25 protein-coding genes are annotated in these 22,693 nt (G+C 55.8%); 11 read left to right on the top strand and 14 right to left on the bottom strand.

Annotated elements, in window-relative coordinates:
- The coding region (locus IC609_RS15870) for a hypothetical protein (RefSeq protein WP_191820503.1) at positions 1 to 263 on the top strand (263 nt) is incomplete at its 5' end.
- Between the two features lie 7 nt (positions 264 to 270).
- The gene (locus IC609_RS15865) at positions 271 to 996 is read left to right on the top strand and encodes a hypothetical protein (protein WP_191820502.1); all 726 of its coding nucleotides are present in this window, start codon (positions 271 to 273) and stop codon (positions 994 to 996) included.
- 27 nt (positions 997 to 1,023) lie between these two features.
- On the opposite strand, the gene IC609_RS15860 is transcribed toward IC609_RS15865, so the two are convergent.
- Positions 1,024 to 1,305: a hypothetical protein gene (locus IC609_RS15860; protein ID WP_191820501.1), complete on the bottom strand. Its 282-nt coding sequence runs from the start codon at positions 1,303 to 1,305 to the stop codon at positions 1,024 to 1,026.
- Between the two features lie 193 nt (positions 1,306 to 1,498).
- On the opposite strand from IC609_RS15860, the gene IC609_RS15855 reads away from it, so the two are divergent.
- Positions 1,499 to 2,623: a CHC2 zinc finger domain-containing protein gene (locus IC609_RS15855; protein WP_191820500.1), complete on the top strand. Its 1,125-nt coding sequence runs from the start codon at positions 1,499 to 1,501 to the stop codon at positions 2,621 to 2,623.
- Positions 2,624 to 2,660: 37 nt separating this feature from the next.
- On the opposite strand, the gene IC609_RS15850 is transcribed toward IC609_RS15855, so the two are convergent.
- The 6 genes from IC609_RS15850 to IC609_RS15825 all read right to left on the bottom strand — a co-directional run bounded on the left by IC609_RS15850 (position 2,661) and on the right by IC609_RS15825 (position 9,730).
- A complete protein-coding gene (locus IC609_RS15850; protein WP_191820499.1) occupies positions 2,661 to 3,674 on the bottom strand; it encodes a replication-relaxation family protein in 1,014 nt (337 codons plus the stop codon).
- Between the two features lie 86 nt (positions 3,675 to 3,760).
- Positions 3,761 to 5,626, bottom strand: coding sequence for a type IV secretory system conjugative DNA transfer family protein (locus tag IC609_RS15845; protein ID WP_191820498.1), 1,866 nt, complete (start codon positions 5,624 to 5,626; stop codon positions 3,761 to 3,763).
- Positions 5,627 to 6,266: 640 nt separating this feature from the next.
- Positions 6,267 to 6,983, bottom strand: a complete 717-nt coding sequence (locus IC609_RS15840; RefSeq protein ID WP_225224266.1) for an N-6 DNA methylase — start codon at positions 6,981 to 6,983, stop codon at positions 6,267 to 6,269.
- Between the two features lie 568 nt (positions 6,984 to 7,551).
- Positions 7,552 to 9,069, bottom strand: coding sequence for a hypothetical protein (locus tag IC609_RS15835; protein ID WP_191820496.1), 1,518 nt, complete (start codon positions 9,067 to 9,069; stop codon positions 7,552 to 7,554).
- A gap of 45 nt (positions 9,070 to 9,114) precedes the next feature.
- On the bottom strand, positions 9,115 to 9,459 hold the full coding sequence (locus tag IC609_RS15830) for a type II toxin-antitoxin system PemK/MazF family toxin (protein WP_225224265.1): 345 nt from the start codon (positions 9,457 to 9,459) through the stop codon (positions 9,115 to 9,117).
- A gap of 7 nt (positions 9,460 to 9,466) precedes the next feature.
- Complete coding sequence (locus IC609_RS15825; RefSeq protein ID WP_225224264.1) at positions 9,467 to 9,730, bottom strand: CopG family ribbon-helix-helix protein; 264 nt, start codon at positions 9,728 to 9,730, stop codon at positions 9,467 to 9,469.
- Positions 9,731 to 9,805: 75 nt separating this feature from the next.
- On the opposite strand from IC609_RS15825, the gene IC609_RS15820 reads away from it, so the two are divergent.
- Genes IC609_RS15820 through IC609_RS15810 form a run of 3 tightly spaced genes read left to right on the top strand, consistent with a single transcriptional unit; the run spans position 9,806 to position 13,507 of the window.
- Positions 9,806 to 10,597, top strand: coding sequence for a ParA family protein (locus IC609_RS15820; RefSeq protein ID WP_191820493.1), 792 nt, complete (start codon positions 9,806 to 9,808; stop codon positions 10,595 to 10,597).
- A gap of 7 nt (positions 10,598 to 10,604) precedes the next feature.
- Positions 10,605 to 11,396: a ParB/RepB/Spo0J family partition protein gene (locus IC609_RS15815; RefSeq protein ID WP_191820492.1), complete on the top strand. Its 792-nt coding sequence runs from the start codon at positions 10,605 to 10,607 to the stop codon at positions 11,394 to 11,396.
- Entirely contained in the window at positions 11,393 to 13,507 is a 2,115-nt protein-coding gene (locus IC609_RS15810; protein ID WP_225224263.1) for an AAA family ATPase, read from the top strand. Before IC609_RS15815 ends, IC609_RS15810 begins: the two co-directional genes overlap by 4 nt.
- A 110-nt stretch (positions 13,508 to 13,617) precedes the next feature.
- On the opposite strand, the gene IC609_RS15805 is transcribed toward IC609_RS15810, so the two are convergent.
- Positions 13,618 to 13,944, bottom strand: coding sequence for a DUF2958 domain-containing protein (locus IC609_RS15805; protein ID WP_191820491.1), 327 nt, complete (start codon positions 13,942 to 13,944; stop codon positions 13,618 to 13,620).
- A gap of 237 nt (positions 13,945 to 14,181) precedes the next feature.
- Between IC609_RS15805 and IC609_RS15800 the strand changes: the two genes are divergently transcribed.
- Both IC609_RS15800 and IC609_RS15795 read left to right on the top strand, forming a co-directional pair.
- On the top strand, positions 14,182 to 15,201 hold the full coding sequence (locus IC609_RS15800) for a NotI family restriction endonuclease (RefSeq protein ID WP_161791424.1): 1,020 nt from the start codon (positions 14,182 to 14,184) through the stop codon (positions 15,199 to 15,201).
- Positions 15,202 to 15,300: 99 nt separating this feature from the next.
- Positions 15,301 to 16,329, top strand: a complete 1,029-nt coding sequence (locus tag IC609_RS15795; protein WP_191820490.1) for a DNA adenine methylase — start codon at positions 15,301 to 15,303, stop codon at positions 16,327 to 16,329.
- Here the strand turns inward: IC609_RS15795 and IC609_RS15790 are convergent.
- The 6 genes from IC609_RS15790 to IC609_RS15765 form a co-directional block, all read right to left on the bottom strand.
- Entirely contained in the window at positions 16,326 to 17,306 is a 981-nt protein-coding gene (locus IC609_RS15790) for a tyrosine-type recombinase/integrase (RefSeq protein ID WP_191820489.1), read from the bottom strand. The genes IC609_RS15795 and IC609_RS15790 overlap by 4 nt on opposite strands.
- Positions 17,307 to 17,403: 97 nt before the next feature.
- Positions 17,404 to 17,997, bottom strand: a complete 594-nt coding sequence (locus tag IC609_RS15785; RefSeq protein ID WP_191820488.1) for a hypothetical protein — start codon at positions 17,995 to 17,997, stop codon at positions 17,404 to 17,406.
- Positions 17,998 to 18,011: 14 nt separating this feature from the next.
- Positions 18,012 to 18,512, bottom strand: coding sequence for a hypothetical protein (locus IC609_RS15780; RefSeq protein ID WP_191820487.1), 501 nt, complete (start codon positions 18,510 to 18,512; stop codon positions 18,012 to 18,014).
- A gap of 99 nt (positions 18,513 to 18,611) precedes the next feature.
- A complete protein-coding gene (locus tag IC609_RS15775) occupies positions 18,612 to 19,256 on the bottom strand; it encodes a hypothetical protein (protein ID WP_191820486.1) in 645 nt (214 codons plus the stop codon).
- 1 nt (position 19,257) lies between these two features.
- Positions 19,258 to 19,698 (bottom strand): hypothetical protein, encoded by a 441-nt coding sequence (locus IC609_RS15770; protein WP_191820485.1) that lies wholly within the window; start codon positions 19,696 to 19,698, stop codon positions 19,258 to 19,260.
- 10 nt (positions 19,699 to 19,708) lie between these two features.
- On the bottom strand, positions 19,709 to 19,975 hold the full coding sequence (locus IC609_RS15765) for a hypothetical protein (RefSeq protein WP_191820484.1): 267 nt from the start codon (positions 19,973 to 19,975) through the stop codon (positions 19,709 to 19,711).
- A 235-nt stretch (positions 19,976 to 20,210) separates the two neighbouring features.
- Between IC609_RS15765 and IC609_RS15760 the strand changes: the two genes are divergently transcribed.
- The 3 genes from IC609_RS15760 to IC609_RS15750 all read left to right on the top strand — a co-directional run.
- A complete protein-coding gene (locus tag IC609_RS15760; protein ID WP_191820483.1) occupies positions 20,211 to 20,489 on the top strand; it encodes a hypothetical protein in 279 nt (92 codons plus the stop codon).
- A 624-nt stretch (positions 20,490 to 21,113) separates the two neighbouring features.
- Positions 21,114 to 22,454, top strand: a complete 1,341-nt coding sequence (locus IC609_RS15755; RefSeq protein WP_191820482.1) for a type IV secretory system conjugative DNA transfer family protein — start codon at positions 21,114 to 21,116, stop codon at positions 22,452 to 22,454.
- Positions 22,396 to 22,693 (top strand): hypothetical protein (locus IC609_RS15750; protein ID WP_225224262.1); only part of this gene is annotated, 298 nt, incomplete at its 3' end. The genes IC609_RS15755 and IC609_RS15750, both read left to right, overlap by 59 nt.

Below are 22,693 nucleotides of genomic sequence, written 5' to 3'. Positions count from 1 at the left end.
CCGGGTACTACTACAAAGAAATCACAAAGTATCAAGAATCCATTGCGAAGCTCAGCGACAGATTGAGCCACGTCGCAGAGCGGGACGCTGTTTTTCGCAAGGCGTTGATAGTTGAAACCGTTGAAGAGGCCACCGAGAAAATGACCACTGCGGAAAAAGAAGCGTACTTCCAGCACCTGGCGGAACTGCGTGACAGACGCATCTCCAAAGATGCTCCAGCCAGCACATCATTCACCGGGTTCCTCAAAAAATTATTTTTCTGAGCATTCCATGCAGCTCTCACAAATTGTCATCGGATTCATTGCGGGCGGAGTGCTGCTGTCTATTGCCTGGGCCATGGATAGCAAGCTGCTGCGCCTTGTTGCCATCCTGGTCACCGCTGCCTTCGTTTTGAGTGGCCTGGGGGCATCACGCAATGCAGGCATGGCCATGCTCGCCGCTATTGCGGCGGCCTGGTTTGCCATGTCTCTGTACCTCAAGCACAAGCCCCGTGAAATTGAATTCGGCAAAGACTTCATGCAAGACCTCAAGGCACGTGTCGAAGCACGTGAGGCACTCATGCCCAAAGAAGTCACGCCGCTCGTTCCTATATCCGCCCCCACGCCAGCAGTCACAGAAATCATTGACCTGATTGAATTGACGGAAGAAGAAAAGGTTGCGAATCTCGAAAAAGATGCCGTGCTCGCTGAACGTAGAACCGAAGCACTCTTAAAAATACGGGCTGCCGAGCATAGGCTACAGCAGGCGAAAAATGAAGACGCTGAAAAAGCCGCTCGTCTTCAAAAACAGTTAGACAAAGAAAAAAATCAACCGCCACCGCCGATGACGCCAGAACAAAAAGTTCAAGCCATCCTGGAGCTTGAAACAGCGCGAAGCAAACATATTCAGCAACTGCGTGACGCCGGACATTCTGAGGATTCTTTGGCGATTGCTGCGATTGATGTTGAGTACGACAACAAGCTAAAGTCCCTGCACAACATTCGCCCAGCAAAATAAAACCCCCGCACATCGTGCGGGGGTGCGTCAGCCATTAACAACGTGCAATGACTTCGGCTTAAAAGAACTGTTTCCTGTCTGACCTTGGAGCTTTGCAAGCTCCGCAGCAAGACGGATGCGCTCTGCTTCATTTTGGTTACGAAGCCTCTCATTTTCAAGCACCAGGCGCTCGTTTTCTAATTGCATTTTTGCCTTCGTATCGGCCATGAATGCCTCGGCATACTTGCGCTGAAATTCTTCGCGCAAAGGGCCGCGCAGGCTATCGAGGCTCCCGAAAGAACCAAATGGGTCTGCACCTAAGATGGACATTTTTCACTCCTGAAAAGTAGGGAAGTTCAAGCACCACGCTCAAACTCCCCACACTGTCCAGGATGGGCGACAGTACGCCCTCTCATACCAGTAAATCACACCATAAAAATCTGTCAAGGCTGAGTTTTCCACAGGCTGGGTTTGACAGGCCCGCCCTCCATTTGCTTTTCTAAATACAGCCCATGCCGTCGGCATGGCTTTGTTCATTTTTGCATTGGAGCATTTTGTGGCCAGCTATCTCAACTTCAAAGAACTGCGGCAGCGGCTGTCCTTCCGGGACATCCTGACCGACTACCAAATCGAACTCACGGAAAAAGCCGGTGGCCAGGCCATGGGGTATTGCCCCTTGCCCCAGCACAAAGGCAGTGAGGCCCGTCGCTCGCCCTCGTTTTCAGCGCACCTGGAGCGCGGCATTTTTCAATGCTTCTCCTGCGGCATCAGCGGCAACCTCATCGAGTTTGCCGCGCTCATGGATGGGCTTGACCCGGCCGATGGCGCGGACTTTCGCAAAACGGCTTTGAAGCTCGCGCAGCGTTTCGGCATTCAAACCAGCAAGCCCGGCAAAGACGGCACCGCCAAGGCGGTGGAAAGCCCCCCTGCTGCCGCTCAAAAGCCCCAGGAACCACGCGAAGCGCCGGACGTGAGCGACACCCCCAGCGCAGAGACAAAACCGGCGCTGCCAGTCGTGGTGAATGCCGCGCTGGAATTCGAGCTGAAAGACCTTGACCCGGAACACCCCTATCTGCTCTCGCGAGGCTTCACACCGGAAACCATCGCCCAATTTGGGCTGGGGGTGTGTTCGCGTGGCCTTATGAAAGACCGGGTGGCCATACCGCTGCTCGATACCTCCGGCATCCTCATTGGTTACGCGGGCCGCGTGGTGGACGACAACACCATCAACGCCCAAAACCCGCGCTATAAGTTCCCAGGCGTGCGCGACACCAAAGGGGTGCGCTACGAATTCCACAAAAGCGAATTCCTCTACCACGGCCACGGCGTGGCCAAGCCCGTCAGTGACCTGGTGGTGGTCGAGGGATTCACCGCCCTGTGGTGGCTGTGGCAGCACGGCTATCACAACACGGTCGGCCTCATGGGGTCGGCCTGCTCCGACACCCAGGCGCGGCTCATTTTGGAGCGCAGCAAGCCCAAAGGGCGCATCTGGTACTTTGCCGATGGTGACCCCGCTGGGGTCAAGTGCGCGAAAGACACGCTGGCCATGCTGGCCACGTCGCGCCTGGTTCGCCTGGTGATCGCCGATGGGCGACAGCCCACGGACTTCACCGAAGGCGAACTCAAAAAACTCTTGCCCTTCTTCTGAGGGCCTTCACGTCATGAACTGCGGTTCATGACGTTTTTTATATCAGCCCTCGGTAGGCAACCTTCGCCGCCACCCATGCCTCACGCTCCGGCCTGCGCCTGTACACCCCCTTGACCGGCCTGGACGCATCAAAGGCGCTGCCTGCGGTCGCGTCACGGTAGTCCTGGGGCCGCATCCATACCGCGCCCAGCGGGTCGCGCAAAACATCCTCCTGGGTCGCCAGCCACACCTGGGTGAGCACGGGCGGATTCATCCGCAGCAGAGTCTCGGCGCAGTTGTTGCGTCGCTCGGCGTTGCGAAACACCATCAATACCCGAAAGGCAAAGCTCTTGTAATCCTCGGCCTTGTAGCCATAGCGCAGCGCCAGGCCCCCGCGCTGGAAATAGTCGCGGTAGCCGTGCGCCTTGAGGGCCAACGTCTCCTGTGATTCGGTCGAACGGTCAACCTCCAGAAAAAACAGGTGCTCGTCGTACTCGTCACTGGCGCTGCCGTCAGGCAGGCGCACCGGCTCATGCAGCCTCAGATAGCCATCGGGCTTCACCACCATGTCACCGCTGCTGTAGTGCCCGGCCTGGCGTGGCTTGCTCGCCTTGAACTGATACAGCATCGGCCAGGTGGAGAATTCAGCAATGGCAAAGCGGCCCGTGGCGCGAAGCGCCACGGCAAGCGCCGCCTTCACCTGCACCACGTCGATTTCATGCCCCAAGGTCAGCTCCGACACCTGCGCCCGTTTTTCAAGCTGGTGCCAGGCCAAGCGGGGGTAGTCACTCAATTTGCCATGTGTGGCCAGGCAGTCAAAGCCGCGCTTGGTGAGGTACAAAATCGCCGGGTGATACACGCGCCGTTCGCGCTCGGCAATGAGGCGCAGCGCCTTGAGTTTTTGCAGGCGCTTTTTAGCCGCTTCGGTCTTGCCATCGAAGTACAGGCGCGTAGCCTGCTCCTGCGTCATCAGGCGGGACTCGAAGAGGCCGCGCAACAGCTCGAAGTCTCGGGCCTGGAATTCAATGACCGGGGCGGCGGTGCCGCCTTTTGTTGTTTTTTTCTCGGGCATGAATTCACTCTATCAAGGCAAGAGGGGTTTTGCCAAACATGGCCGGATGTGGTTTTGTCGGACGTCCGACAGTGCGGGCAACCAACTCACTCTTCACGGGTTTTCATCCTGCGCCGGTTAGTGAATTCTTGAGGTTCTTCCTGCGGCGGTGCGGTCAACCGCTCCGCCCAATTTCTGCGGGCCTCGATGGCGGCATCGGCATCGGCCTGGGGAAGCACAAAGCTCAGTCGCTGCAAGCAGCGCAGGCGAAACGCCTCTTGCGTGGACGGACTGACAAACGCATCCGGTACGGGGAGCGTGGTCATGGCGCGTGAGCGCGTTTCACCCTGTAGCCGAATGATGGCCTGACGGGGAAGAAGCCGAAAAATTCGCTGGCCCATTTCCACCAACTGCTCATCTACGCTTTGATAGGTGCGGCTGCTTTGCTGCATGCCCCATTCGCGCTCGATAAAGGGCGTCGTGGCCACGCTGCGCGAAGTGCCCCGTGCCACGCTCCAGCTCGACGTGTCGGTAGTGCTGTCGCTTTCCCCCCAGCTCTCGCTGTCGCCACCGCTTTCGGTTTCGGTCTTGTTCCATCGAAAGGGCTGGTCGTCCGGGTTGCCCTGTTCGATAAAAGAAAACCGTTCGTCGTCGTCGCGGTACTCGCCATAACTACGGGCGGTCGCATTGCCTCGGCTGCTGCCACCGCCTGCGGTGGTGCCCCTGGATTCACTCGTACTACCGCCGTCTGTGTCTGTAAAGCTCTCGCCCGTGGTGATGACAGTTCGAGTTGTCTCAGTTTCACCAATGACGGAGCGGGTGTAAATCTCGTGCTTGACCTTGTGAACGTCCACCTCGCCCATGAAAAGCCACTTCGCCAGGGGCATGTATTCATCGGGGTCAGGCAGGCCCATGATGACCTTGCTCTGCACGTTGCTGCGCACAGAATTAAGCAGGTTCTGACCACGCGCACCCTCCCCGGAAAGCTGGCTGGGAAACTGGTTGGCCATCGTCAGGTGCAGCCCGAAACCTCGGGCTTCGTCCAGACTTTCGGCAATGGTGGGCGTGATGAAGTGCTGAAACTCGTCCAGGTACAAATAAAACGGCTTGGGCGACTGGCCACGGATTTTTGTCTTGCCGCGCTCGCTGGCCGCCGTCCACACGTCCGCCAGCAGCGTCGTGGCCATCATGCGGGCATCGGACTTGCTGACCTGGTTGCCCGCGTTGGCCAGATTCACCAGCACAATCGCCCCCTCTTCCATCGCCGTGAGAAAGTCAAAGCTGGATTTGGTTTGTCCCAGCATCCGGGCAATGTTGGGGTTGCTCAGGAACTGGTGCACCCGGTTCAGGGTCGATTCCGTCGCACCGCTCAACTCCTTCGCGGGCAGTGAATCCAGCCAGCGTAAACCGTCAGCGGCAGCGCGGGGCAGGTGCTGCACCAGGCGCTCGCGCAGCGGGCGGTTTTCTGGTGCCAGCACGTCAAAAATTTCTGTGATGCCCATGCCCTGCACGGCCAGGGCATGCAGGGCGGCACCGGCCACCCGTTTGAAGCGCGGCGTTTCCTGTGCACTGTCCTGTCCCTGGGCATAGGCAATGGCCTCGACCAGTGCATCAATCGCCGTGGCCGAAGGCCCCTGACGGGGACGCAAGATGTTGTAGCCCACGACGTGCTCGGGCTGGGTCAGGTCAATGGGCACGATGGGGCGCTCGCGGTACACGATCCGCTCCTCGGTGAGCCAGCCCATGACCTGCTGGTATAGCTCGCCATGCAGGTCAATCAGCATCAGGCCACTGCGGCTGAGTAGCCACTGGTCAATGTCCTGCTGAATCAAGGAAGTCATGAGGCGCGACTTGCCCATGCCCGTGCCGCCGACCACATACAGGTGCCGTGACCGCTGGTCTGCGCTCATGCGAATCGGCCTGTTGCGGGCATCGACACCCAGCATCAAGTCATTGCCGTGGGTCAAAGGCATGCGCCACCTCCATCAATCAGCGCGGCCTGGCCGCACAACCATGCCCCAAAGGGGCAAAAAAGGGCCTCAGCGCCGTCTTGGTGAAGGTTTTGGAGTAAACCGCGCACCAAGGACTAAAGGGGCGCTATGCGCCACTTTAAAAGGGCGAAGCCCCACGGCGAAAAGCCCGCCGGAAACTCGTCATAAACGAGTTCCTCAACACGGGTTCGTGGCGGGGTTGTCGGGGGCCAAATTTTGAGGGAGCGATAGCGGACTCGAAAATTTGAGCAGCCCCGACTTCCCGCGATTGGCGCAGGCAGGGCCTACTTTGTTGCCCTGACCAGTCCCGTTAGTCCGTTAGGAAATCGCGGGAAGTCGGGGGTGCATACCCCCGACAACCCCGCCACAATCCTTTATTTTACGGGCCTTCCCGTAAAAAGTGGCACTCCCCTATGTGGGGAGTGAACTCGGGAGCCCCGCGACGTGGGCATTTCCTATGGAAGCGCCCAGGTCGCCACGGATGGCCGGTCACGGACATCCACCTTGCAGCAAGTAAGCGCCCCGCTTTCTTGCCACCCGTCCGCGCCCTCCCCGCCCAAGAAAAAACCGCCCAAATTGCGGGCGGTAAAAAGTCGGACGTCCGACACAAAGAACACAGCGGTCAAAAATCAAAGCTCGATTGTCCTTTTGGAATGGACAGTATCAGCGGCCTCGTCATGTCCCGATTTTGAGGATTCACGGGCACGGTCTGAGATTCCTCCTGAATGCCTGGCGATTCATGCGAATCGTCGGAATAGCTTTCCGCCCTGCCCCATTCCCGCTCAAGCCGGTGGTGCCAAAAGCCCAGGTAGTGGGCAGGCGTGTACCAAACTTCTCGGGCTTCCATGGCCAGAGTGTTGCCCACAATGACCACGCCCGGGATGTGCCACAGGGCCATTTGCAGGTAGCACATGAGGGCTGCCGTGCGGTCGATGTCCTGGGCCTGAACCCACAGCCGCTGCGCCGGATTGTGGCCGTGCGACAGCATAACGTTCACGAAGGCCAGCACCATGCCGCCAGCACCGCAGGCAGGTTCGCACACGGTGATAAACGGCTTGTCCATGGTCTTGAGTTCATCGCCATAGGTGACGCGGGCCATTAGCTCCGAGACTTCATGCGGCGTAAAAAATTGGCCGGTGTTGGTGTTGCCCAGCTCCAGCTCCATGTACAGCGGCCCGAGCACGTCGCGGGGTTCTGTTTCCAGTAGCAGCACCAGCTTGGCCAGCAGCGCAGAAAACTCGCTCAGTTCATCCCGCTTGTACCTCGCGGCAGTGGCGAGATACTCGGCTTCGAGTTTTTCATCCTTGCGGATGGCGTTGTGCAGGGCTGCGGCACTCATGGTCACAAAGTCTCTGAAGACTTCATAGCGGTGGCGATGCCTGGCGATGGTGTTGAAGGCTTTGACGAATTCACCCCAGGCAGGATGTCTGTTGATTGGCATGGTCGCTTTCCTTGAAAGCGTGCAGTCCCGGTTTCACCCGGATTTGCACCGAGTGGATGGGAACAGTCACCATGCAGGCCGTTGGCCGAAAACAATGATGACCACTGCCTGCCCTCCCCTTCCCCTGGTTGGGAGCGCGAAGTGCAGGCTGGTGGTCACCGGGCTTTGGCTGTTTGGTCTTTCAAAAACACACACACTGGCGGCCAATGATCGGGCGTATGGTGTGTTTTCTTGAGAAGACAATTAAAGAACAATTAGACGCGATGTCGATTTTTATATAAGTCGTTGATTTATAAGGAAAATAGGTGTGGGCTTTGAGGGTAAAATTTTCCTCAAAGCCCACACTTTCTTTCCTCAAAGCCCACACTTTCTTTCCTCAAAGCCCACATCTCGGGCGAAGTTCTTTCCTCAAAGCCCACGCCCTAAAGGGGGGACTGTGGATAACTTTTATGGACGGTTGGAGAGGTCAGTGGCGGGTGGCCAGCCACTGCTCAAAGGTGGGGAGTGCGCAGCGGGCGGCGAGAATCGCCTTCTCGGCCAGGCGCACGGTAATGCGGTACATGGGGTGGCCAGGCTCGTGATTTTTGCTCACGGCTTGTGCTTCGGCCAGGCGCTTGATTTCAGCACGTTCTGACTCTGAGGCCGTCTCCATGTAGGTGAACTGCTGGGACTGGCAAAAGCTCTCGTACTCCGACTGGAGCCGTTCTTGGCGGCGCTTGTCGTCTTCCGCCTTGCGGGCTGCTTGCTCTTGCTTGCGCTTTTCTTTGCCTGCTTGCCATGCCGGGAGATAGGTTTCTATGGCTCTAATGTTCTTCATCTGGAAGTTGGTCTTAGGGGCCTCTTCCAGCGCGAACTCCACCAGGTCGGTAAAGCCCTCGGTGCCGATGGCGTCAATCAGGCGCTTGGCAAACTCGATGTCCTTTTCAGCAAAAATCTTGCCGTCGAGGTTGTCCACCTTGTGCAGTTTTTTGTAGAAGTGGGCGACTGAATCAATCGGCCCTGTGATGTCAGCCTGGTCGGCGGCATGCTGGAATTGCAGCACCCGTGCCTTATTGCCTTGATAGAAGGCCGAATAGTCTTCAAAAAAGCTGTTGCCTGGTCTGAACACCAGTTTGAATCCTTCACCACCACTTTTGTCTTCGATGGTGGCAAAACGCACCAATCCGGTTTCTCGCAGCAGGGCCAGGTGGTGCCCGAGTTGCTTCATGATGCGGGACTTGTAGCGCTCAGGCTTCAAGCCTCCCAGCCACTCCTGGCACAGGGCTTCATAGTCCTTCTCGAACTTGAGGCTGCGGCGGTCGTACTGCTCTTCGTACAGGTTGGAAAAGTGCAGGTACAGGCGTTTGTACAGGGCGGCGGAAAGGGGCTCCATCTGCTCCAGTCGCGCCCAGTTGAAAATCGCAAAGTGTCCCCGGCGCATGCTGTCCATGATGACGGGGTGAAGGGTGAGGGCGGCGGCTTTAATGCGCGTCGGCCCGGTGACTTCACCGCTGCCAATGAACCCGCTGGAAATGACCAGGTTGAAGCGGAAAGAACGGAACTCCTTGCCGTCCTTGTCGTACAGGTACAGCTCGATTTTGGTGTCTTCAAGCTGGCGGATGGCATCGTAAAGCTGCTGTGAGTCGCGCCCACCGAATACATCGCGGCCAATCATGCGGCCCAGCTCGCGGTAGGAAAAAGAAACCGTGTCGGGGTAGGGCTTGCCCTCCAGCGTCACCTTGCGAAAAACCGCCTGCAAGACTTTGTAGGCCAGCACTGACGGGTGGCCATAGCGAGGTGAAACCTCGATCACCAAGCCACGATTGCCGTCACGGTACTGGAGTACCCCATGGCGGTTTTTGGCTTCATGCCGGTCGAAACAGAAATAGCGCCCCTCCAGCCGGACAACCTGAAGCTCCTCAAGCAGCGGGTCAGGCTTGCTGAGGGCTTTGATAGCAGTCGCTTCGCTTTCTGCGTCTGGGTTGTGGGGTAGGGTAGGGGTCATTTTTATAATGTGTCGGACGTCCGACATTTTTGGTGTGTGGCGCATTTACTCAATGGCCAGATACTCCCGAAGATGTTCTGCCACCAGTCGCCGGTCGGCGGTGGGGAGTGTCCCGACACGCTTGTGAACGTCGTTGTCCTCAATTACGGCCACTTTGCTGGCCCGCACCACCGATGCAATGGGTAGCCCGGCTGTGTTGAGTTCGCTGACGGACACGTCACCGTACTGCGCGGCGTTCGATGCGTTGGTAATCATGGCCACGATGTACTTGCCGTTGCGTTGCCGCAAGGCATCGGTCGAGACAATGACGGCAGGGCGGACTTTGTTGGTCTTTTGGTCAGTGAAGGGGAAGGGCACCACCACGATGTCCCAACTGCGGTAATAGGACATAGGGCGTTTAGCGGAGGGAGTCATAGGCGGCATCGGCTTCCGAGTTCCACTCGGCGAAAAGGCGGAAGGGGTTGTCCTTACGCTCTTCTTCGTTGCTGGGCATCACGAACTGAGGCGGCTGTGGTGTGCGCCCGGCGTTCATGTAGAAGCGAACCGCCTCACGGAAAAATTCCGAGCGGTTGCGGCCTTCGACCTTGCAGACCTCTTCAATTTGCGTTGCCATCGGCGCTGGGATGCTGATAGCGAAGCGCTGATAGTGTGGATTGGGCATGTGTTCTTTCCTCATGGTGTGCGTATAGTATTACGCAGTATTCACAAAAAGTCAAATGGATGCTATGATACAACCATGCAAGCAACAATTATCTCCGTAGCCAACCAGAAGGGAGGCGTCGGCAAAACCACCAGCACCGTGAACCTGGCTCGCGCCTTAGTCGAGGCGGGCAAGCGTGTGCTTGTCATCGACAGTGACCCGCAAAGCTCGCTGTCCATCGTTCATGGGCTTGACCCGCGCCGCCTGCGTGAGCTGGATGCAACGGGCAAGACCTTTTATTTCGGCCTGGTCAAAGATGCGCCGCTCGATGCGCTCGTGATTGACGGTGCCCCGTCGCTCATTCCGGCCAGCATCCGCCTGGCCAACGCTGAGACTGAGCTGGTATCGCCCTTCGGTGTGGCCACTGTGCTCAAGGAAAAAATCGCGTCCCTGCGGGAGCGCTTCGACTTCATCCTGATTGACTGTCCGCCCACGCTCTCACTGCTCACGGTGAATGCGCTCACGGCCTCCAATGCCGTGGTGATTCCCTGCAAGACGGATTACCTCTCCATCATGGGCATTCCGCTGCTCATGGAGACCATTGAAAACGTGCGCCGCCGTGCCAATACGGGCCTCAAAATCGTGGGCATCCTGCCCACACTGTTCAACGCTCGCGCCGCACACGATGCCGAAGCGCTCCAGGAACTTCGCGCATCGGTCGCCGCAAAGCGCGTCGAAGTCTTTGAGCCGGTCAACCGCTCGACGGTGTTTGACAAGGCCAATGTCGAATCCAAAGCCGCGCTCGAACTCTTCCCCGATTCGCCGGGGATTGAGCAATACAAGGTCGTAGCCCAAAAACTGATTGAACTCCATGCCTCCCAAAAATAAGACACCAATGAGTGCCAAGATTCGCGCCGATATGTTCGGGGCGAGTGCAGACTTGCCGCGCATCATTGAGCTGGACATTCAGCAGGTGGACGCGAACCCTGACCAGCCGCGCAAATTCTTTGACGAATCCGCCTTGATGGAGTTGGCACAGTCCATCGAAGCCAAAGGCTTGCTCCAGCCCATTCTTGTGAAAGCCCTGGAAGGGGAGCGCTACATGATTGTGGCCGGAGAGCGCCGCTACCGCGCCCACCAGTTGCTTTCACGCCCAACGATTGCCGCCGTTATCACTGAGGGCGACACCGACGAAGTGGCCATCATCGAAAACGTGCAGCGCGAAAACCTGCGCCCTATGGAGCTGGCCGAATCACTCGGCAGGCTTATGGAAACCCACGGCTACACCCAAGAAGATGCCGCTAGGGTTATCGGCAAGGCCCGCAATACGGTCACGGAATTGCTCTCCTTGCTCAAGCTGCCCGAGGACATCAAAGCGCAGTGTCGGACGTCCGACATAGCTTCAAAGTCCTTCCTGGTGGAGCTTGCCCGCATGGACGCTGCCGCTATGCAAGAAGCGTGGCATGCCCTGCAAACCACTGGACAAACCTCTGTCCGTGCTGTTCGCGCCCGTAAAGCGGGTGAGCCGGTAAAAGAGGAAAAGCAGCCCGACACACCGTTTCAAAAAGCGGAGAGGGCGCTATGGATTGCTGTCAAATCAATTGAAGGCACATCCTTTTCTCAAGACGAGTCCGATAAATTGAAAAAAATTAAATCAAAATTAGACTCTTTGATGGATAAAAAATGATGGAACAATTTAGCGTTGAAATAAAGAATTGTAATAGCATCGAAAGTGCAAACATTACAATTAGAAAAGGGGCACTAAATATAAAATATGGCCCTAATGGTATTGGAAAAAGTACAATTGTAAAAGCTATCGCGGCATCGATTGCAAAAGATGGCTCCTTGAGCAGGCTAAAACCGTTTAAACACAGAAAAACAGGCGATGGAAAAGACCCGCTTGTTTCTGGTATTGATGGTATTGAGTCAGTGCTGATTTTCGATGACGCTTATATTTCGCAGTTCGCATTTCAGCCGGATGAGGTAGTCAAAAACAGCTTTGAAATATTCATTAAAACAGAGACTTACGTTTCTGGCATGAAAGAGATTGAAGAGTTATTTTCAGGCATTAAGTCCTCATTCGAGGGGAACGAATCTTTGATTACGGCGATTTCTGATTTGAAGGAACTTCGAGACGCATTTGGAGTTACTAAATCTGGAGTGCTATCAAAGGCGAGTAAAGGTTATAAAGCATATGGTTCTGGGAATAAAATAGAAAATATACCTGATGAACTAAAACCATTCGAGCAATTTATAAAGAGTGATAATCCATCGGGTTGGATTTCATGGCAGGCAAAAGGTAACAGTTTTCTTGATCTATCCGATAACTGTCCGTACTGTGCATCTGACATTAAAGAACCGGAAAAGAAAAACTTTGTCAAAAAAGTGAGTCAGGAATATGACTCAAAGGCCGTTGAGCATCTGAACACTCTTCAAGTCGTGATAAATAGATTGGGTAAATATTTTACTCAGATATGTATTGATAAACTCGAAAAAGTTACTAAAGCGAAAGTTGAACTATCTCCCGAGGCGGTGAATTTTTTGAGTTCACTACGGGGAGATGTAGAAACACTTATTGGGAAACTTGAAGGTTTAAGGGCAATTTCATTCTTTTCACTTAGAGATATAGAAGAGATAGAAAAAGAAATTAATAAGCTAAAGATAGAATTAAATCTTTTAGAGAATTTGAACTCCTTTGAAACAAAAAATATCGTTGACCCTATTAATATGGGGCTTGAAGAATTGATTTCGCGTGTTGGAGTTCTCAAGGGTAACATTGGAAAACATAAAAAGCGCATTGAAGTTTCAATTTTAGAAAATCAAAAAAGCATCAATGAGTTTCTTGAGTCTGCTGGCTACAAATATAGTGTTGTTATAAAACCAGAAGCGGATTCCTATAAGATGAAATTGGTACACCAAGATTTTGATGACCATATTGAAGCGGCAGCTCAACATCTTAGTTATGGTGAAAAAAATGCCTTTGCACTTGTTTTATTCATGCATCAAGTGTTAAGTCAAAACCCGACTATTGCTATTCTAGATGACCCGGTATCTAGCTTCGATAAAACAAAGAAATTCGCAATTTTGAATGAGCTTTTTCGTGGGAAGATTAGTTTAAAAAACAACACTATTCTCATGGTCACTCACGATATCGAACCAGCAATTGATGTGATTAAAAGTGTTCGCCCATTGTTCGTTGCAGCAAATCCTACGGCTTGCTTCCTGGCTTCACGAGACGGTAAAGTTATAGAGACAGAAATTCGTAGTGAAGATATTCAAACTTTCGCTCAAATATGTTCATCTAATATCTCGGCAATCGATAATGATGTTATTAAATGCATCTACTTGAGAAGGCATTTTGAGATAGTTAATGACTTGGGTGTGGAATATAATTGTTTGGCCAGTCTTCTGCATGGGAAAGATGCGCCAACATTCAAGGATAATGTTGAGACTAGACTGATGACTTCTCATGAAATTGAACGGGCCACATCAGAAATCAAAAAATGGATGCCAAATTTTGATTACACTGAGGTCTTATCTTTCATAAAAGATAGAGATAGCATAATGAAGAGTTTTCATGATTCTTCTGTTGGATATGATAAGTTGCAGCTATTTCGAGTATTGATGGAGGTTCATGGACATAAAGATAGCACCATTAGTGCAACAATTAAAAAATTCGTCAATGAGTCATTTCACATCGAGAACGAATATCTAATGCAACTCAATCCGCACAAGTTTGATAATATTCCTGGATACATTATTGACGAGTGCCAAAAGATTGTTCAGACAATTAATTAAGAGTTAAAAATTTTGCAACCCTCAAGGGGGAGGTCACGTGGGTGTGGGGAGGCGGCGAAAAGCGCCGTGACCCCGGTTTCCCAAGGTCACGCGCTTCTTCGCCGATTGCGCTACTCGAAAATCCTCCGCACCTCGGCCTTCAGTTGAAGGACGTGCAGCGGGGTATCCTGGAAGTGCAAATCACGCTCAACGGCGCACCCTAACGCGCCGCGTGTCTCGCGCAATTCGCGCAGGCTGAAATACCCCAGCTCGGGAAAGTCCCCGTCCACGTAGCCATAGAACGTGTCGATGCCGTCGAACTCGATGGCGTACCACGTCCAGTGGAAGTCGGGGAAAAAGAACTTGGCTAATACGAGCGGGTTTTCTTGCTCTGCGGTGGCTCCGATTTGCGGGAGCCGTGCGCGTAGCTCCTGGGGGAGCAGGTTGTGAGTCTCCATAGTGATTTGTAGTGATTAGTTTTTCGATGCGCGAGCTGACGAGGCTCGCACGTCGAGGCGGGCAGCCCGTGGGTGCCCTGAAGCAGTCAAGGAAAGCGCAGCGGCTTGACGGCGATAGGGCGTGGGCTAGACTGGCCGACTGCGAGAGAGGAAGACTCTGGCTGGAGGGTTGCCACTATCAACAAAAAAACCGCGTTTTTAGGCGCGTTTTTTTATTTGGTGTGTTACTTTCCGTGTATGGCAAAAAAACCAAAAGACATAACGCCACGATTCGGAATCGGGGAGTGGTTTGGCTTCAATCTGACGCAGCTTTCCGGGGAAGAACGCCGCCAGCTTGCCGCCGAAGTCCTCAAGCCGAAGAAAGAGCGAACCCCACAACCCTGCCCCTTTCAGGCGCGCAAGACAGGCGCTGTCTGCTCCAAGGATGGCGGGGTGTGTTCGCTCCGGCTCTACTCCTACGACACACACCCAGACAACGGCCGGGCGGTCGGTGTTCCTGTTGAGGGCAAGCAAGGCGACCTCCGCGCCACCTGCCCCTATCGCTTCCACGATGAACTCGACGTGTTCAAATGGGTAGGCGAAACCATCCTTGGCGACCCTGACCCGCTACTGGTCGGTGAAGTCGGCTTCCTCGAAGCCGGGGCATCGACAGACAGCGAAGGCGGCGATGACGTGGGCCGAATCGACATGGTTCTGGTCAGCTCCAAGACGCCCAAGGAAGCCCCGATGAATTGGGCCGCCCTTGAGATTCAGGCCGTGTATTTCAGCGGCAACGCCATGAAAGGCGAGTTTGAAGCCTTCAACGATGACGCCGTGGATTGGGTCATTTTCCCGGCCGGTCGTCGTCGCCCGGACTACCGCAGCAGCGGCCCCAAGCGCTTGATGCCGCAGCTTCAAATCAAAGTCCCCACGCTGCGCCGTTGGGGCAAGAAGATGGCCGTGGTCGTTGATCGCGCCTTCTTCGATTCCATCGGTGAGATGGACAACGTGGCCGACATATCCAATGCTGACATTGCATGGTTCATCGTCCGCTTTGAAGAGGTCGAAGGCCAGAAGCGCACGCGCATCGTGCGGGATGAAGTCCGCTACACCACGCTTGAGCGCTCGGTGGAAGGACTGACGGGTGGCAAGCCGGTTCCTCTGCCGGTGTTTGAGACTCGCATCACTGACAAGATCGTTCACCCGGTGCCCATCACTGAGCCGGTCGAGGACGGTCTGCCGCTTGAGAACGGCAACGGCTCCGACGCCGCAAACTGACCACAAGTTGCTTGTTTGACAAGCCCGTGAACATTCACGGGCCTTGACGCGCCTATACGTCCTTGTTACGCTCCGTGAATGTTCACGGAGAAAATAACAATGACAACCGACGCCACCGCACTACAACGGCAGAACCGCCGCATCGAGCGCCTGAAAGAGCAAGGCGTCACCCGCGCCACGATACTGGTTCACAGCGAATGCAAACCGGCTCTGGAAGGGCTGCGGCATCACTTCGTTGACCCCGACAAAGCGCAAGCGCTGGCCTCACTGGTCGAACAACTCCACGACAAGAAAGCCCCGACGAACGTTGCGCAGGTTCGCCAGCTCAGTCCGTTCCGCTATCCGGGCGGCAAGACGTGGCTTGTCCCAGAGGTGCGCAAGTGGCTGACGGCATCCAAGATCACGCCCTCGGTGTTTGTGGAACCCTTCGCGGGTGGAGCAATGGCGGGCCTGTCGGCCGCCGCTGAAGGCTTGGCCGAACACGTCTTTCTGGGCGAACTGGACGACGATGTGGCCGCTGTCTGGCAAACCATCTTCCACGGCAAGCCTGCTGACGTGAAGTGGCTTTGCAAGCAGATCATCGACTTCGATGTGAACCTTGAAAACGTCCGGTCGATCCTCGACGGCAACCCCAAGAGCATTCGCGGCCGGGCCTTCCGAACCATCGTCAAAAACCGGATGCAGCGCGGCGGCATCATGGCCGCAGGCGCTGGCCTCGTTAAGACCGGAGAGGCCGGGCGCGGCCTCAATTCCCGCTGGTATCCCGAAACGCTGGCCCGTCGCATCGAAGCCTTGCAGGCCATGCGCGATCGGATCACCTTCGAGCAGGCCGACGCCTTCGAGGTGGTGCAGCGCTACGCCGATGATGCCAATGCGTTCTTCTTCGTTGATCCGCCGTACACCGCAGGCGGCAAGAAGGCCGGGGCACGGCTCTACACCCACAACGAAATCGACCATGAAGGGCTGTTCGCGCTCATGGCCTCGGTGCGTGGTTCAGTGATGCTGACCTATGACGACGCGCCCGAAGTGCGCTCGATGGCTGAGCGTCACGGCTTCCGCATTGAGCCGGTGCCGATGAAGAACACCCACCATGAGGTCATCCGCGAGTTGCTAATTCTCAAACCCTAGTACGAAACCTTGAACGTCGGTGAATCCTCTGGCCGCATGCGCCTGCGGTCGTAGATGCGGGTGGTGGCGATGTTGGCATGGCCTAGCCACTCCTGCACCTTGGCGATGTCGGCCTCATGGTCGAGTGCGTTGGTTGCTGCGGTGGCGCGAAGGCTGTGCGGCCCTAGCCCCTCGATGTCGATCTTGGCCAGGGCTGCATAGTCGCGCAGCAGCTTATAAACCCCGTCCGGAGTGATGCCGTGGCCAGCGGCCACGCCGCGCACGTTGTCACGCACCGGTTTGAACAGTGGCGCTCCAGGTTGTTCTTTGTGGCCAGCGGCCTCCAGGTACTCATCAATCGTTTCAGCGGTGCCGGGGTGCAGGGGCAAATTGCGCAGCTTGCCGCCCTTGCCATGCACCCTTAGATACTGCACCCCTCGGCGCATGTGGATGTCTTTCACCGCCAGGCGGCACAGCTCTTCACGGCGCAGTCCGTGAAAAAGAAATACCGACAGGATGGCGCGGTCGCGCTTGCCCTTGAGGGTGGCCACGTCGGGCGTGGCCAGTAGCTGCCGCGCTTGGTGGTCACCCAGGGCAGGGGTCTTGCCTTCGTAGCTCTCCACCTTCGGGCGCTTCGCTCCTTTGACCGGGTTGAAGTCCACCGCGTTTTTCTCGCACAGGTACTCGAACAGGGAAGACAGCGCGGCCAGCTTGCGCCGGATGGTCGCGCCCGACAGGGCACGCTCTTCGAGTGCCTTGCGCCAGGCAATGACGTGGGAGCGGGTGACGATGCGAAATTCTTCCGGGCGCTCGATGCCGACAAAGGCCATGAACTCGGCCAGGTCGCCGCGGTAGGCGCGGCGCGTCTGCGCGTTGTCGATGTTGGCGAACCACTCGGCTTCGGCGGGCACGTCGGCCAGTTGATGAAACTGCGCCGCCGTCAATGCGCGGCGGTCGTCAAGCTGGACAAGTGCCTTGTTTTGTTGTGCCGGAACCATGCTCCGCTCCTTCTTTCTCATATCCTCATTTTACTACCGATAACATATTTTATCAATAGTAAATCAAAGGGCGAACGACGGCCCGCTCGGCCTCACCTTATTGGACGGGAAAAGGGACTTGAAGCCTCGGATGGTCAGGGGATGGCGGATACCCCAAACCTTGGTGGCCAGCCACAATGTCCGGCGCACCGACAAAGGCACCGGCACACACCGCCTGCACCGCCTTCATGCGGTACAGCCAGGTCGCTTCCGGGTAGTCCTTGCCGTAGCCTGAGCTTGGCTGGGTGAGCCAGCCATTGGTGAAAAACCGCTCAATCCACCGGTCGCGCTCGGTGGGGTTGCTCTTGAGTCGGTCGGCGAAGCGGCGCGCTTCTTGCGGTGGCAATTGTTCAGCCACGGTAAAGCCTGCAAAGGCACGCGCCAGGGCTGCTTCTGTCCAGGCAATGGTTTCTGCGGTGACAGCCTCGTACACGGCAAACACCTTCTGCCCCTGTAGCTCGCCATATTGCGCGGTGAGCTGGCCTTTGAGCACGGCCATAGATACGTCGATGTTGTGATTCCGTCGCCAGGCTTCCACCACTTTGCGACCATGGAGGCCGCACTCATAAGTGGCCAACTGTTTATCAGTCATCTGAGCTGTAGAAATTTCGCTGCCTAGAGCTAGGCCGAGTATGAAAATCCACTTCAGCATGGCTTCCTCAAATATCAGTGGGGGTCTTCAGCCTGCCCAGATAGTCGAATCGTTTTACTTGGGTCGAGAACACATTTTTCTTCGAAAACTGGCCCGTCAAACGTGACTTTTCCTTCACTGACGTGTTGAATCATGAGGCGCCCATTTTTGCAGTACGTTGCTGGGCCTGACGCATTGCCGATGATGATTGGTTTGTTCCCAGCTCGCTTCAAAGGTGGTGCAACAGGTAATTCATACCTACTGCATGGCCCATCATAGCCACCTAGTTCCAATGTTAAATTTGCAGGCGGGTCAGGGTCTAAAACAAGATGGTTTCTTGAATACTGCTTTTGATACGCGGCAAGTGTTGGAAATTTGATGGTCAAGGTGGCTCCTTGAAAACCTGCTCGCCCCTTGCAATCAATGATTTTCCCTTTTGTGTCTGAGAACGTGATGTACTCCTTCTGCTGGGCATAAGAGCTACTGGTCGCCCAAAATAGCCCAGCAACTAACATCAAAAAAATTCTTTGACTCATGTCTTATTCCTTTCATTCCAGATAAACCGTTCGCTGCTACTTTCACAGTCATACTGCCGGTGCTTGGTGGTGACTAGCACACCATGTACTGTTTCAATCTCACTGAGATAGATGAACGTTTTCCAACCTGCTTTGCACGTTGGAAACCACCTGACCGGTGCTTAAACTGGTTACCGAATTGCTGACGGTAAAGACCCCCAGGCTGGGCGCATAGTGCGTAGTGCGCTCATACGTTCCTTCATAGCCACACGATGCCCAGGTGCCGCTGACCTGTGCCACCACCACCTCCACCGACTGCGCTTGCCCCTGCACCATCACGATTTCAGGCTGCTTGGCCACGATCTTGGCCTTGCCGGTTTTTCGGGTCAGGTCGTTGCAGCGGGCTTGTGCGCTGGGATGCTCTTGAAAGGTCACAGACCACTCGCGTCCTACCTCCATCTCAGGCTCGCCTTCCACTTTCATCTGCGGGTCGAAGTCGGCTTGTGGCTTTGACAGCAGCACAAAGGTGAATGTTTTGGGGTCGAACAAATACGGGATGCGTCCGATGTACAGGTGCAGGCCGGTTGGCGTGACGCTGCGGGTGTAGTCAAACTTGGGGGAGAAGAAGCCCGCTTTGACTGAGTAGGTCAGTTTGCTCGGTGTGGTTTCGGCCGCGGTTTGTGCCCAGGCATCCACGCCCAAAGTTGCGCAGGCCAGTGCAGCGAACATGACAGAACGGCGGTATGCGTTGGCCACGGTTTGCATGTCATTGCTTCCATTCCAAATAAACCGTTCTGCCGCTGCTTTCACCGCCATACCAGCCTTCCATGCGGTTCTTGCCTTCGACGGGCCGCACGCGCATGTGAATCTGGTCGGCATTGCCTGAGCAGTTGGTGGCGGTGAAGCGCCACACCTGGAGCTTCCGCTCAAACACCACCGGCGTTTCACTCTTGCGGCAGTACGGCCAGAACGTCACCAGCGCTTTACCGTCGCGGGGTGTGGTCATTTCCAGCACTTCGATTTCCACAAGGTCGCTGTGCCCCGATGCGGGGTTGCTCCACCGTCCTCGCAAGGACTTCGGCAGCGGTGCCGGCGCTGCGGCGTTTTCCTCTTTCACCGGGGGAGGCGTTGACGCGACATCTTGCGCGTAACTGCTTGCCATCAAGGCGCTGCTGAGCGCCACAAAAATCATCTGCAACATGCGCATGGCACACCCCTTATGACTTCTTCACACACTGGAACGCGGTGCCGTTTGCCGTGGTACCCGTGGCCACGTTCCCATCCGCGCTTTTTGTCACCGCATAGTTGCCGCCTGAGCTGAAGCCTTGCAGGTGAATGAGTGCGGAGTCACCGCCCGTGTAGTGCGAGTTCACGAGGCCGCGGGCTGTGCATTCCCATGACTGACCAGAGCCAGGTGCCGCGCAGGCGCTCAAGCCAACGACCAGGCCACACAGCGCTGGCCAGGACAAAGAAAATTTCTGCATGCGCGTCTCCTTGAAATTTATGTGACACTAAATATCATACATAAAATTTCCTTTACGTGCTTTGTTTTGTGCTACCATACAATGGGGCACTTTTTATGACCAAACGTCGTTCATTGCTTACAATGGCCGAATGGCTAGAAAACGTCTTACCGGCGCACAAAACACCCCTTTATCTGGCGGAAGCCTGGGCACAGGTGCTTTGTCGTTGCGCCGCTTGGCGGGGATAGCCGCTCCCGTGTCGAACAGAAGCGAACACCTGACCCTGCGCCTCGCTGGCCAGTGGCTTGAGTTGTGGGAGTCGCTCAAGCAGGTTCACCCCGACCTTTCGGACAGTGAGCTGCTGCGCCAGGCGCTCGCATTGCGGGCGGCGCTGTCTGCGGTGGACGACACCGGCAACCGCCCGCGCGCCCTCATCGAGTACGTGAACGAAAAGGGCGAAAAAGTCGTGGCCGACTTGGAAGAGCATGTGGGCTTGAAGGCCAAGCCCAAGAGCAAAGCTGTGGCCAAGAAATAAGCATCTCCCGTAGAATCATCGCCAGTCGGCTTCATGCGTGAAACCCTTCGTGCATGTGGATGGCGGCTTAGGTGCTGGTCGTAATCGCAAGATTCATGTTCAGCCTGCGCAGGCGCATTGCTATTGCGGAGGCATCATGGCTAAACCAACACCCCCGAAGTTATCGACGGTGATTGCTCGCATTGCTCGCGCCAGGAAAGGAGACCTTCTTGTTATTAAGAGCGCACGGCAGCAGGCAAAAAATCCATCGAACACCTTGAAGTCTTTTGTTATGAACGGGCCGCGTCCTCCCAGAAAACGCAAAGGCCCATAACCGTCAGGTTTTGAATCATCGGTGAGCGAAAGCAACCCTGCGACGGCAGACCTTTCAACTCACGAAGCCGGGCACTCCCCGGCTTTTTTCTGCCCGCTCGAATTTGGAAAATTCGGCTTCCCTTGATATGCTGTAAAGATGCAATCGCAGCGCTTGATTCAATAGCCGCAGGCGATTGATCCTCGAAGCAAGCTGCTCTCGACCCTCACGGCTCTTAGACACAAAAACGATGCCGTGTGTCTTGCTGCCCATGCACACATCAGCCTGGGTTTTTGAGCGGGGATGTGCCCGTGGCGGGGCGGCTTCCTTCGGTGATTCCCAAAGACAACAACACCCCCATAGGGATGCGTTACGGCTGGGGCAACCAGCTCACGCCTTTTGACATAGACCAGGCGGCGCGTCGCCAGCACCTGTACCTCATCGGCAAGACCGGCACGGGCAAAAGCACCCTGCTCAAAAACCTCATCCTGGCCGACATTCACGCCGGTCGCGGCGTTGGTTTGATAGACCCGCATGGGGACTTGGCCAGCGACATCCTGGAACACATTCCGCGCCATCGCATGAACGACGTGGTGGTGTTCGATGTGACGGACTACGAACACCCCATTGCCTTTAACGTCCTCAAGCCGGTGGCCAAAGACCAGCGGCCACTGGTGGCCTCCAGCATCGTCTCGGCCTTCAAAAACATCTGGCATGACTCCTGGGGGCCTCGGCTCGAATACATCCTGTATGCCTGCGTGGCGGCGCTCATGGAGTGCCAAAACGTGACCCTCCTGGGCATGCAGCGCATGCTCATCGATGGCAAGTTTCTCGACTGGGTGACAAGCCAGGTGCGTGACCCGGTGGTGCATGCCTACTGGTCGGGTGAGTTCATGCAGTTTGACCGTCGCCAGGCCGCTGAGGTGGTGTCACCGCTGCAAAACAAAGTGGGGCAGCTTCTCATGTCGCCGGTGCTACGCAACATCCTCGGCCAAGTGGCCAGCAAGCTCGATTGCCGCTTTGTGATGGACAAGCGCCGCATCTTCATTGCCAACCTGTCCAAAGGGGCCGTGGGTGAAGACAAGGCCGGGCTGCTCGGCTCGCTCCTGGTGTCACAGTTTGAACACGCTGCCATGCAGCGTGCGGACACGCCTGAAGGGGAGCGCCCCGACTTCAATCTGTACATCGACGAGTTTCAGAACTTCGCCACCGACAGCTTCGCCAGCATCCTCTCGGAGGCCCGCAAGTACCGCCTGTGCCTGACACTCTCGCACCAGTACACCGCCCAGCTCGCCCCCAACCTGCGCGATGCCGTTTTCGGCAACGTCGGCAGCATCATCAGCTTTCGAGTGAACGAACAGGATGCCCAGGCCCTGGAACGCGAATTCAGCGGCGAACTCAAGGCCGCTGAATTCACGAACTTGGAAAACTACCAGGTGTGTGTGAAGATTTTCAGTGAAGGCGGGTACAGCACCCCGTTCCGGGGCAAGACCCTGCCGGGCGTGCATCGCCGCCACGGCAGGCGTGAGCGCATCGTGCGCCTGTCACGGCAAAAGTTCTGCAAGCCTCGCGGGGTCGTTGAGGCGAAAATACGCAAATGGATGGGCAATGAACATGACAGACCACAGCAGCGCAGGCACACAACCAAACTCTCGAACTTTGCTGGTCGATGAGTTTGCCAATCAAGAATCTGACAGGTATCGGGGATTACTGGAAGCCCGCATAGCCAGCCTCAAAAAAGATATTGCCGATATGCAGGAGTCAATGAAAACCGTTGGAGCCAGTGGAGCCGGGTACTACTACAAAGAAATCACAAAGTATCAAGAATCCATTGCGAAGCTCAGCGACAGATTGAGCCACGTCGCAGAGCGGGACGCTGTTTTTCGCAAGGCGTTGATAGTTGAAACCGTTG

Origin of the sequence: Limnohabitans radicicola (assembly GCF_014837235.1) — a bacterium.
Taxonomy (GTDB): Bacteria; Pseudomonadota; Gammaproteobacteria; order Burkholderiales; family Burkholderiaceae_C; genus Limnohabitans_A; species Limnohabitans_A radicicola.
Note: the sequence above shows the minus strand (reverse complement) of the source record. Positions and strands in the feature narration are given on the sequence as shown.